This is a genomic window from Pedobacter insulae (genome assembly GCF_900113525.1).
Lineage (GTDB): Bacteria > Bacteroidota > Bacteroidia > Sphingobacteriales > Sphingobacteriaceae > Pedobacter > Pedobacter insulae.
Map to the genome: position 1 here is coordinate 50,011 of NZ_FOPP01000001.1, position 12,595 is coordinate 62,605.

The 12,595-nt window shown below is 38.5% G+C and carries 9 protein-coding genes; all 9 read left to right on the top strand.

All coding sequences use genetic code 11. From position 1 onward, the window contains the following. Positions 1–78 precede the first annotated feature (78 nt). The 9 genes from BM207_RS00255 to BM207_RS00295 all read left to right on the top strand — a co-directional run bounded on the left by BM207_RS00255 (position 79) and on the right by BM207_RS00295 (position 12,496). A complete protein-coding gene (locus BM207_RS00255) occupies positions 79–3,498 on the top strand; it encodes a SusC/RagA family TonB-linked outer membrane protein (RefSeq protein ID WP_090991553.1) in 3,420 nt (1,139 codons plus the stop codon). A gap of 11 nt (positions 3,499–3,509) precedes the next feature. Beyond that, a complete protein-coding gene (locus tag BM207_RS00260; protein ID WP_090991554.1) occupies positions 3,510–4,943 on the top strand; it encodes a RagB/SusD family nutrient uptake outer membrane protein in 1,434 nt (477 codons plus the stop codon). Between the two features lie 2 nt (positions 4,944–4,945). Further along, positions 4,946–5,707, top strand: coding sequence for a DUF4465 domain-containing protein (locus BM207_RS00265; RefSeq protein ID WP_090991555.1), 762 nt, complete (start codon positions 4,946–4,948; stop codon positions 5,705–5,707). Between the two features lie 10 nt (positions 5,708–5,717). Beyond that, positions 5,718–6,875 (top strand): thioredoxin family protein, encoded by a 1,158-nt coding sequence (locus tag BM207_RS00270; RefSeq protein WP_090991556.1) that lies wholly within the window; start codon positions 5,718–5,720, stop codon positions 6,873–6,875. 166 nt (positions 6,876–7,041) lie between these two features. Continuing rightward, positions 7,042–7,704: a TatD family hydrolase gene (locus BM207_RS00275; protein WP_090991557.1), complete on the top strand. Its 663-nt coding sequence runs from the start codon at positions 7,042–7,044 to the stop codon at positions 7,702–7,704. After that, entirely contained in the window at positions 7,697–8,491 is a 795-nt protein-coding gene (locus tag BM207_RS00280; protein WP_090991558.1) for a tRNA threonylcarbamoyladenosine dehydratase, read from the top strand. The genes BM207_RS00275 and BM207_RS00280 overlap by 8 nt, the downstream gene beginning before the upstream one ends. Positions 8,492–8,557: 66 nt before the next feature. Further along, positions 8,558–8,866 carry a nucleotidyltransferase family protein gene (locus tag BM207_RS00285; RefSeq protein ID WP_090992042.1) on the top strand — a complete coding sequence of 103 codons (309 nt, stop codon included), beginning with the start codon at positions 8,558–8,560 and terminating at the stop codon, positions 8,864–8,866. After that, positions 8,859–9,194: a HepT-like ribonuclease domain-containing protein gene (locus tag BM207_RS00290; protein ID WP_090991559.1), complete on the top strand. Its 336-nt coding sequence runs from the start codon at positions 8,859–8,861 to the stop codon at positions 9,192–9,194. Before BM207_RS00285 ends, BM207_RS00290 begins: the two co-directional genes overlap by 8 nt. An 83-nt stretch (positions 9,195–9,277) precedes the next feature. Next, entirely contained in the window at positions 9,278–12,496 is a 3,219-nt protein-coding gene (locus BM207_RS00295) for a UvrD-helicase domain-containing protein (protein ID WP_090991560.1), read from the top strand. The last annotated feature ends 99 nt before the right edge of the window (positions 12,497–12,595 follow it).

Below are 12,595 nucleotides of genomic sequence, written 5' to 3' on the forward strand. Positions count from 1 at the left end.
TACCTAAAAATAACCAAACTATCATCATCCGATGATGCATCAACTGAACCAATAAACAAACCAATTAAAACTATTTAAATGATTAAACTAATCCATAAGACTATTCGTAGCCTACCTATATTTTTTATGGTTGCAGTATTAACAGTAACTTTTAATACAGCGTATGCCCATAGCCAAGTTATTACGATGCAAAAAAAAGGAATAAACTTAAATGAACTGTTTAAGGAACTACATGCAAAATATAACTACGATTTCTTTTACGAAGAAGGATTGCTTGATAATTCTAAGCGATTTGATATTTCTGTAGCCAATAGTACAATAAATGATGTTTTAAACAAAACTGTATTACCCTTTTCGTTAGAGTATCAGATTAATAAGAACATTGTTGTAATTAAAGCCAGTTTGAAATATCAACAAAGCTCTATTCATGGTAGAGTTTTGGATGAGGAAAAAAAGCCATTACCTGGCGCTACCGTTCTGCATGTAAATAGCAAGCAGAAGGGAACGACAGACAATAATGGGAACTTTAGGTTGGCGAATGTAAAGATTGAAGGGAAAATTATCATCAGTTATATCGGCTATGAACCTGTTGAAGTAAATGCTGCTGCTAATCTGGGCGACATCATACTAAAAATAGCCAGCTCTGATCTGCAAGAAGTAGAGATTAATGTGGGCTATGGCTTGCGTAAAGTGATAGATTTAACAGGATCAGTAAGCAGGGTAACAGCAGCAGAATTAGAAGGCGCTCCACCGCATGCAGATATTGCTTCGATGTTACAGGGTAAAGCTGCCGGTGTAAATGTAATGGTAGCCAATGGTGCTCCAGGTTCACCGGTATCGGTAATGATACGAGGAACCACTTCATTAATTGGTAATAGTCAGCCTTTATGGATCATTGACGGAGTACCGCAATATACATCTGTTGGAACCCAAGGCACCCAGAATTCGGAAATAGGGCAAATGCTGTACGATTACAATGTGAATGATATTGAATCTATTGATATATTAAAGGATGCTTCGGCAACTGCGATCTACGGTTCGAGAGCGGCGAACGGCGTAATCATTGTAACCACCAAATCTGGCAGGAAATATGGGAAACCCCAAATAGATGTGTCGTATAATCAAGGTGTACAAACGCAAAGGGATAGTTTTAGAACACTTACCAGCGATGAGTATAAAGCCGTAATTACGGATGCGACTAGAAACTATTTCGCAACTGGGGGAATTGCTACTACTTCTGGAGCTATTGCAACGGTATTAGATGCAAGTAAAGTTGTTCCGGGTACGGAGGTAGACTACATGTCTGCCCCATTTTTGTCGACAGCTTTTTTTAACGGACAAACTAACTGGTGGGATGAACTAACAGGAAGTGCGGTAGAACGAAAATTAGACATCTCGTTGAGAGGTTCTTCCGAAGCCTCTAATTATTATGTAGCTATAGGTATTCCACAACAAGATGGAATTGTAAACGGCAGTAGAAGAAGAGGCTTTACGGGAAGGTTCAACTTCGATTCTAAAGTAGCGAACAATTTTTTGATGGGGTTTACGCTAAATGGTTCTAATTCAAAACTTGATAACAAGGATAATATGGTGGCTAAGATTTGGGATTTTAGACCAGATTTTCCAATGTATGGAGCAGACGGCAAAATTTTTGATCCTGGGGTTAACGAAGAAAATCCTCTAACCACGCTTAAAAATAGAGATCTGAGTGTGCGAAAAGGGGTTAACGGCTCTGCTTTTCTGCAGTTTACGCCGATTAAATCATTAGTGTTCAAATCAGCTATCTCGATTAATTACAACCAAACCATTACGGATAGATTTGTAAGAGCAGGCTCGGCTAATATTACCCATAATGGCCAGGCAAATATCTCTCAAAACGAAACGAATAATTGGGTATTTGAAAATACGGTTAGGTATAACAAGCTGTTTAATAAAACACATGATGTGGAAGTATTAGGCGGGTTCTCAATGGAGCGAGGGGCTTACAGCGCATTTACGGCTGGGATTCAAAATTTCCCAGACCAGGATATTATGACGAATTTAACGAGTGGTACCACACCGCTAAAGCCAACGTCGACTAAAACCTCGACGGCCTTGGTATCTGCGTTTACCCGGGCCAATTATAAGTTTAAAGATAGATACTTGGCTACATTTACCTTTAGGGCAGATGGTTCGTCTAGATTTGGTCCTGATACACGTTGGGGCATATTCCCTTCTGGCGCATTGGCATGGATTGTAACCAACGAAGGCTTTATGAAAAACCTCAATCAAGATGTATTTAGTCTTTTAAAACTAAGAGGGTCTTATGGTATTTCTGGTTCTCAAGTATTGGGCAATAATGATTGGAGAACGCTATATACTGCCGCACAATTTGAAGAGTTGCCAGGTTTTACCCCTTTTCAATTAGGAAATAATGGCTTGGTATGGGAACAGACGTTAACTAAAGAAGCAGCTTTAGATTACGGCTTCTTTAAAAGCAAAATTACCGGCTCGATTGGCGTATATGACAAAAAAACCCAAGATATTATCTACAATAAGAACATCCCTTCTAGCAGTGCCTTTATAAGTGTTAAAGAGAACGTTGCCACGATACAAAATAGAGGGGTAGAGTTTTTTATAGATTATAACGTTTACAGAAAAGGTAATACGAATGTGTCGGTTAATTTTAACCTTGCGCATAATGTTTCAAAAGTAAATAAAATAAATGGGGTCGATAAATTTATCGATCTATATGGTGGAAATGCATTAGCCATCCGGATGCAAGAGGGACATCCCTTAGGAGAATGGTTCGGGTACAAATGGAGTGGGCGCTATTACCAGTCTATGGAAGAGTATAACCTACTATCAACCCAAAACCCGACTACAGGTGCTAAAATTTGGTATCAAAACGGTTTGAATAGTGTAAGACCGGGGGATTTGAAGTATGATGATGTAGATGGGGATGGTGTAGTAACCGACAAAGACCGAGTTCCCTTAGGAACATTTCAGCCAAAGTATTTTGGAGGTTTTGCAGCCAACTTTAGAAAGGGTGGTGTAAGCTTAAACATGAATTTTACCTATAGTACGGGAAGTTTGAGATACTGGTGGGGAAATACGCAAAACTGGTATGGTGTAGGCCTTTTTCTGAAAAACTATCCAGAATATGTTTTAGACAGCTGGAGCACCACAAACAGAACGTCGCAATGGCCTAGAATGTCTTATGGACAAGGCTCTTCAAATACATTCTCTGATTTTTGGTTATCAAAAGCTGATTATTTGAGATTATCTATGGTAAGAGTAAACTATAGGTTTCCAGATAAATGGATCCAAAGTAAAATTAATGGGGGTTTAGACCTTTCTGTATCTGCCTCTAACCTACTTACGCTTACCAACTATAATGGTATAGACCCAGAGGGTAATTTTAGGCTTGCTGGTGGCGCAACAGGAACAGGTACTGATTATGGAACCTATCCATCAATCAGAACATTTAACTTTAGTATTAGATATTCATTACGTTAAAAAATAAAGCAATGAAAAAGAAAATATACCTATTAATAGGAACACTCGCTATGTGTTTAAGTAGCTGTGAAAAATTCATTACACAAGATCCGCAATATTTATTAACACCAGAAGTTGCGGTAACGGATGAAGCTTCGGCCAAAGCCCTGCTTAATGGCGCTTATGCAAGAATAAATACGAACGATTGGACGGCTCGCTTTACCGGAGGCTTTAGCTCTATGCTGGGAGTTGCAACTTATAATAGTTCGGCCTATAGTTTCAACATGCAGTCTACTGGCGATAATGAAGCGTTATGGAAAGCATTCTACGTTGCTGCTAATAGCGCTAATGCAGCGATTGCGGGCATTACGCCATTAGCAGATAGTAAATTTTCTAATCCACAGGCCAAGAAACAATTTATTGGCGAAGCGCATGGGATAAGGGCCTTTGCACATTTATATAACATGTGGTTTTTTGGAAGATGGTTTGACCAACCCGAATCGCAGTTTGGCATTATCTACCGTAGTGAACTATCCGTGTTAGGAAACGTTTATCAGCCTCGCTTAACGGTTAAAGAAAGTTATGACAAGTTGATTGCCGACTTGGATTTTACCATTGCCAACGCTGCTGATTTTTATAGTAACAAGCGTGTTTCGAAACAATTGGCGAAGGCTTTAAAAGCTAAGTTGCTGTTAAACCGCGGATGGGCTAACGATTATGCTAGTGCATTAGTGCTGGTTAATGAAGCCATTACCGAAAGTATGGCAAAAGGCGTAGCGCTTGAGCCTTCGCTTACTCAATTGTACGCGAACAGCTGGGACTCTAAAGAGCTCTTGTTTTGTCGCTATCGCGAGAAAACGGATGACGTGATAGCTGGTTACAATTTTACCTATGGCTACAATTATGCAACTATGGGGTTAAATAATGTGCCAGGTAACGCTGTGTTTGCTTCGGATCCTCGCCACGCCGAAGGATGGGGTAACGTAAAATCACCGATACAAAATAACAACACCTTGAAATGGGCACCTAAAAAGCTGGCCAGATTGGGCAGACAGGTTGGAGGCGATAATGATAAATACACCGCCTATTACTTAAGACTTACCGAGCTTTATCTAATGAAGGCAGAATTGTTGCAGAAAACAGGTGCTAGCTTTGCGCAGGCAATGGAGCCTATTAATTTGGTGCGTGCCCGCTCTGGTTTAACAGCTTTATCGGTTAGCACGAAGGTTGATTTTGAGAAAACGTTGTTCAATGAAATTCTTCAGGAACTAAATTTAGAAAATGAGGCCGACTGGATGTCATCACTACGCTTAAAAAATGCTGCGGGTACCTATCTGTTGCAAGATTTTAGAGGCTCAGCAGTCGTTTTAGACCCAAACAGGTTTGTTTGGCCAATACCAACCTCAGAAATGAAATTTAACAGACTTATTTCCCAAAATCCAGGTTACGAAAACTTAAGTTATTAATCATGAAACGAATATATATCGCCATTCTTATGGTATTCATTATAGGTGTATCTTGTAAAAAAGACATCGATTTAGATGACACTATATTTTTACCGACAGATTTGTTATTTGAAGACCTTCAGGTAGGCAGGTTTAGTCATGTTATCCCTACAGTGGACTTTACAACTTCTATTGCAACATTTAATGTTGAAAATGAAGTAAATGATTGGAGTGGCTTTGCCATCTCGAGCAGAAACCATAGAAACTTTGTGAAGTTAGCTACTTCCGTAGATTCTACACGATTTAGCGTATGGACTCTACAGCCACATGCAGGTGGAAACTTTCTCGTGGTGAGACCAAAAGAAGATAATGCATTCATGACCTTATCAAGACCGATAGAAATTGATAAAATACTGGTGGCCAATACTACTCAGGTATACCAAACGATTACGTATGGCATCGGGAATGCAACCGTTGGAAATACCTTTGCGCCTGGAACCACTGTAATGAATACAACGAGAAAAGATAACCTGAAAATCATTATTAAAGGTTACTTAGGTACTACAGCTACTGGTACGGTTGAATTTCTGTTAGCAGATAGAAGATCGGATGCCTCGTTAAGAACTTTTACGGTGAATGATTGGATGCCCGTTTCTCTGACTGCCCTTGGGAAAGTAGATAAAGTGGTATTCAATTTAGAATCTACCGACAAAACTGCTGGTGTAATGAACACCCCCAATTACTTCTGTTTAGACGGAATAAGATTTAAAGAAAATATTAATTAAAACTAAGAATATGTTAACTGGATTATTAAGAAAACGAGCACTGCTATTGTTTATAGCATGCAGTCTTGGCGCCGTTGCAATGGCGCAAAACCGTAAGGTAGATTTAAAAGAAAATCTGCCATTTGATGAGGTACTAACGATGGCAAAAGAAAAGAATAAATATATATTTCTTGATTTTGGATCCATTACGTGCAAGCCTTGTCTGTATATCAAAAAGGAAGTGCTTACTTTAGATAGTGTAGCCGATTTTATCAATGAGCGCTTTGTAAGTGTTGATTATAATGTGGGAAAAGAAAAGGAAAGATTAAGCAAGTTATATCAAGTAAAAGGCGAGCCTGTACTTTTAATCTTAGACCAAAATGGAGTACTTATGCATCGCATGGCTGGAAAAATGGAAGGCAATCAGATTATGGCCCGCTTTAAGCAAGGACTTGACATTAAAAACAATTTCGTGTCACTTACTAATACCTACACTGCTGGAAATAGAAAGCCAGAGTTTATTATGCAATACCTAGAAGCACTTTACGCGGCAGCAGAAACTGAGACCATGAATAAGGTAACGCTTGAATATTTGCAAGGCCCAGTTGAACGTATTAAAGATCCTGGGATATGGTCAGTATTTTATAAATACAATCAAGATTTGGCTAGTCGGGAAGTGATGTACATGTTTGAGAACAAAGAAGAGTTTTATAAATTGTTTGGTAAGGACAAGGTAGATGCGAAGATCAATAAGTTGTTTTCCGAGAAATCTATTTTTTATCTGTACGGACACAAACCGCCTATTGAAGATCCTAAATATACCATTATCTTAAATGCGCTGCGCAAAACAGATCATCCTAAAGCAAGCGAGTGGTTATGTTACCTGGTGCCGGCGCAGTACAAGTATAAGGATTGGCATAAACTAGGGCAGGAAATAGATAATATTTACTCGTTTAATATATTGAAAGGGAAAGCAGGCACTAGTTTTAAGGATATGATGCTTACCCAGTATTCCATGTACTGCGATGAAAATACAGCGTTGAAGTATCCGATTCGTTGGGCCAATGACCTTATTGCTACAGCAGCCACTGAAGCGGAAAAGAAAAAATATGAAGGTATTAAGGCTAATTTTATGAAAAGAGAAAAAGAGCCTAATAAAGAAAAATTAGACTGGAGTAAGTCAGACTAATCATTTCAGCATAATTTTTTGTTTAGGAAGAGGTTGTATCATTGAAAGAAATGAACAACCTCTTTTTATTTGATCCGCATTGCATATTTGATTTCAATTTGTATTTTCACAACATACTTAAAATGAAGAATAAGAACTAATCTGCTATTCTTGATACTTTTATGCCATGGGATATCTGAATATACATACGCACTGTGCAGAGCAGAAAGAAAGTGTATTGAGTGTGCAGAGTTTGTCGCTAACAGACAATGTATTTCTCACGATACCTAAAACCAAGCCCATTTCTGTAGGCTTGCATCCTTGGTATGCAAAATTGGTGCAGCTGGAGGGGTACTTAAAGTATTTGAATGTTGTTGCAAGGCAAGAGAACATTAAGATGATTGGCGAATGCGGGTTGGATGCGCTAAGAGGTGAGCACATGGAAGACCAAATAACTATTTTAAAGGCACAGATACAGCTTGCTGAAGAATTAAATAAACCTTTAATCTTGCATTGTGTAAAAGCCTTTGCTGAATTGATTGCATTAAAGGAAGAAATGCGGGTTAAAGTACCAATGATCATCCACGGGTTTAACAAAAATCTGATATTAGGTGAACAGTTATTAGCTAAGGGTTTTTTGCTTTCATTTGGCGCTGGGGTGTTAAAAGACAATTCGGGCGCAGCTAGGCTAGTTCAGGAAACAGACAATTTCTTCTTAGAAACCGACGATAGTGAGCTTCCCATTGAAGAAATCTATGCCCACGTCGCTAATTTAAAAAATTGTAGTGTGGAAGTCTTGAAAGCACGTATTTTTGGCGATTGGAAAAAATTAATGGAAACATATGGCTGATGTGAGCTGGTTGTCGCGTTCTGCGTTATTACTTGGAGATGAAGGAATCCAAAAATTACAAGGCAAGCATGTTTTGGTGATTGGTTTGGGGGGTGTTGGGTCGTTCGCCGCAGAGTTTATCTGCAGGTCGGGTGTTGGCGAAATGACAATCGTGGACGGGGATGTGGTTGACCCGACCAATAGAAACAGGCAATTACCAGCCCTGGCAACTAATCACGGTGTGGGCAAAGCTAAAATTATGCAGGAGCGGCTAATGGCGATTAACCCAGAATTAACGCTCCATGTAATAGATACCTTTCTTACGCCCGAAAAATGTAGGGAAATATTGGAAGAAAAATTCGATTACGTGATGGATTGTATTGATAGTGTAATGCCTAAGATTACGCTACTTTCTAAGGCGTTAGAAAAACATATCCCCATTGTAAGTTCAATGGGCGCCGGAGGAAAACTGGATCCCACTAGGTTAAGAATTGCCTTGCTTCCTGATACTTATCAATGCGTATTTGCCAGCTATGTGCGTAAAAGATTAAACAAGTTGGTGGGTGCTGATAAAATTAAAGCGGTTTTTTCGACCGAACAAATGGATAAAAACTCCATGATTATGACAGACGGCAGTAATTTTAAACGCTCTGCCTACGGAACTGCATCCTATTTGCCTGCGGCTTTTGGTGGTGCCTGTGCATCGGTTGTGATCCGCGACTTGCTAGGTTTGCCCATTGAAATGGCCGAAAGGCCTTTAAGGATCAGTCATAAAACATTGGCAAAGAAGAAGGCCAAGAAAGGCTAATCTTTGTTTTTGAGATTTGCTTTCATCATTAGCTTTGCTGATATTTACAGTAATAAATTTGTGGATATGATACATCGAAGCTTACAAAAATACTTACCTCAAATGATCAGTCTTTTTAAAAAACATAAAGTGAAAAATGCTTATGTATTTGGATCGGCTGTTACCGGGAACTTTAATGAAAAGAGCGATGTAGATTTCTTGGTGAATTTAAACGAAGGTTTAGATCCGGTAGATGCTGGTGAGCACCTATGGGATTTAGCCGATGAATTGGAAGAACTTCTAAATAGAAAAATAGATTTATTAACAGAAAGGTCACTAAAAAATCCATTTTTTATTAAAGAGTTATCCGAAACAAAGGTTGTTATTTATGGATAACCAAATTAATAAACTATTAGCAGATGTATTAATTGCACTTGATGCAATTGACAGCTATTTGAGTGAGCCTAAGAAATTTGAAGACTACCAGTATAACGCTTTATTAAAAGACGCTGTTGAAAGAAATTTAATCACAGTTGGGGAAGCGGTAAATCATTTATTAAAAGCTGTTCCGGAAATAACAATTTCTGATGCTCGGAAAATTGTAAATACACGTAACAGATTAACACACGGCTATGACGAAATTGACGATGTTCAAATCTGGAGCATTATTATTAACTATTTGCCGAAGTTGAGAAAAGAGATAGAAACGTTGTTAAACCAATAATGCAACCCAGTTCTACTTTCTCTCCTCTTAGTAATTTTTCGGAACGTAGATAATTATAATATTCAGTAAACACCTAGTTTAGTATGCCTAAGCCTCTTAAAATCCTTCAAGCCTCTGCTGGTTCTGGTAAAACATTTAGCTTAACTGCGCATTATCTTACCTTGCTGTTTAGTGGTGAAAATAAGTATCGCGAAATTTTAGCGGTAACTTTTACCAATAAGGCTACCGAAGAAATGAAAACGAGGATTTTGGAGGTGCTTTTAGGCTTCGCCCAAGGGGATGAATCAAAGAAAATTAACGATTACCGCGTTCTTGTACTGGCTTCCCATCCAGCGCTAGATGCGGAAAGCCTAAAGCTGAAGGCCGCACTAATTTACAGAAAGATTTTGCATGATTATAGTAGGTTTTCGGTTAGTACCATCGATGGCTTTGTGCAGAAGGTAATACGAGGCTTTGCTTTTGAACTGGGCCTTAATGCCGATTATAATTTAGAAATGAATTATGATAAAGTAAAGGATGATTTAGTGAACAAATTAGATGAGGCGCTAGATCATAATAAACAGTTGCTGGCGTGGATTATTGATCTGGCTATTGAACGGATTGCCGATAATAAAAGCTGGAATTATAAAACGGAGCTTTATAATTTAATTGGAGAGATTTTTTCGGAGCGTTTTCAGGTGTTTGAGGCGGCTGTAGCGGCTTTAGGAGAGGAAAATATAGATGAGCTCTTTACTAAATATATTCAGGTTACGAGAGCCGAGATTAAGAATTTTGAAGAGGAAATAATAGCTTTAGCTACCGATGCGAATAACGTTCTTGATGTTTTAGGGGTCGAAAATGATCATTTGAAAGGAAAGTCTAGGAATGGATTGCGCAAAATAATTCTAGTAGCAAGAGGTGATTTTTCGAAACTGGAAGCCATCTTTAAGTATATAGATGAGCCGGAAGAATGGTTCCAGAAAAATGTAGACCTTCCTGAAGTATATGAGACCCTCAATCCTATTCTTCATAAGATGAGGGCACATTATTTAGCACACTTGCCGAATTACGCCTTAGCCGTTGCTTTTAACAAAAACCTGTATTACTTAAGACTAATGCAAGAAGTGGCGGGTTTATTGAAACAATATAGAGCAGAAAATGATAATCTGTTAATCAGTGATGCACAGAAGTTAATCAGCGGTATAACGGAGGATGCAGGAGATAATCCCTCTTTTATTTGGGAAAAAGTGGGGAACAGGTATCGGAATTTCTTATTCGACGAGTTTCAAGATACGTCTACCAGTCAGTGGGGCAGTTTTAAGTCGCTCTTAACAAATGCGATTGCAACGCCAAACCCCAATGTAATAGACCATTTAATTGTTGGAGACACCAAGCAGTCGATTTACCGCTGGCGAAATGGAGATTGGAATATTTTGCATAAGCATGCCAAAATTGATGTGGGTGTACAAAATGTGTTGGAAGAAAGCTTGGCTGAGAATTACCGAAGTGCTGAAAATATCATCACTTTTAATAATTTTCTTTATCGTTCTATTCCATTAGCGTTACAAAATGAGTTAAATGCCAATGTTTTAAGTAAATCAGAAAGTATATCAGCTTGGTGGCAAGGAGAAAATTACGATCAAATTATCACCGCTATTTACGAATCATCTACGCAGAACTTTGCCCCTAATACCCAAAAGGGCGGCACGATAAAAATTAGGAAATTTGGTAAGGAAGATGTACCTAACGAAGCAAGGTTTACAGAAACAGTTTTCAGGGATTTAGCTTTGGCTGATGTAATTAAGGAGATTAATTATTTAAAAAACGAGCTGAATTATTCGTTAAAAGATATAGCCGTATTAGTTCGATCTAACAGTGAGGCCATGTTAACTGTTCAAGGGTTAATGGAGCAACATTTGCCTGTACTTTCTGGCGATGCACTCTTAATTTCCAATAATGCTGCGGTGCAATTGATCATTAACACCTTGAAGGTGTTGGTGGGTATTGATACCCAAACGGCACTCTATAAAGCAAATTGTATTGCGCTTTATCATTCCATACAGGGAAAAGAGCCCGATGCAAGTCATTACCTCAATTTAAACGGGGTTTCATTATCTGCCTTAAAAGAGGTGTTTCCGGCCGATTTATGCGAGCATTGGCAAAGTTGGTTACAATTGCCTTTGGCAGAGTTAATGGAGATTCTAATTGAAAGCTATGGACTGAATAATCTCGAAGAACATTTATCGTACTTATTAGCATTTAGGGATTTAACCGCAAATGCAAGCAGGTTAGGGGAAAAAGGGATTATCGCGTTCTTAACGTGGTGGGAAGAAGACGGCATAAAAAAGTCTTTACCATCCCCTGAAGGTGTGGACGCCATTCAGGTTATCACCATTCACAAATCAAAAGGCCTGGCATTTAGAGCTGTCTTTGTACCCTTTTGTAATTGGGAAATTAAAGGGAAACCCAACGCTACTTTCTGGGTCTCGTCTCACGATACGGTTTATAGAGAGTTAGGCGGTATTCCCTTAAAGTATACTGAAGACCTGGCGGATTCGGCAATTTCAAAAGCATATTACGAAGAGTTACTCTATAACAACATGGATGCTTTAAATATGCTTTATGTGGCTACCACCAGATCGAAAGACTATTTGTACATCGCTACAATGGCTAAAAAAGAACCGAAATTATCAAATATGGGAGATGTTATTAACCTCACTTTTGAAAATGATTTTGATGAAAGCAACAAGTATGAAATTGTTGAAAATGTTATTTTAGCTCCTAAAGATCATGATGAAACTTTTATTAAGCTAACTAGTTATCCAACTACCTCACGGCTAGCTGAATTATATATTTCTCCCGAAGAAAAGCATTTAAAACATTTGGTAAATATTGAAAAATCAGGAAGAAAAGGTTCCTTGTTGCATGATATCTTAGCAAATGCTGGTAACGAGAAAGAAGTGTTTGCATACATTGAGGGGCTGGTTTTACAGGGAATAATTAGTGAGGATGAACGGCTTGACCTAGCTAACAAGGTGATGGAGGTGCTGAACAATCCCGATCTGCGGTCGATTTTAACCAAGGCAACAGAAAGTATCACGGAGAAAAACATCATTGATGCCAAAGGTAAATTACACCGTCCCGATCGAGTTTTGATAAACGGTGAGGAGGTAATTATTTTAGATTATAAATTCACTTTGGAAGAAAGTAATAAACATATGGAGCAGATCGATACCTATAAAAACTTGTTGTTGGCAATGGGATATGCACAAGTGAAAGGCTACCTTTTTTATGCCATTAGTGGAAAATTAAAATTGGTTTAAAATGGAGCACGGTATGAAATTAAGCTTGATAAATTTTAGGGATGAGATTGCTTCGTGCCTCGCAATGACGCTTATGCTGAAGGTTGCTTTGCTTCATAC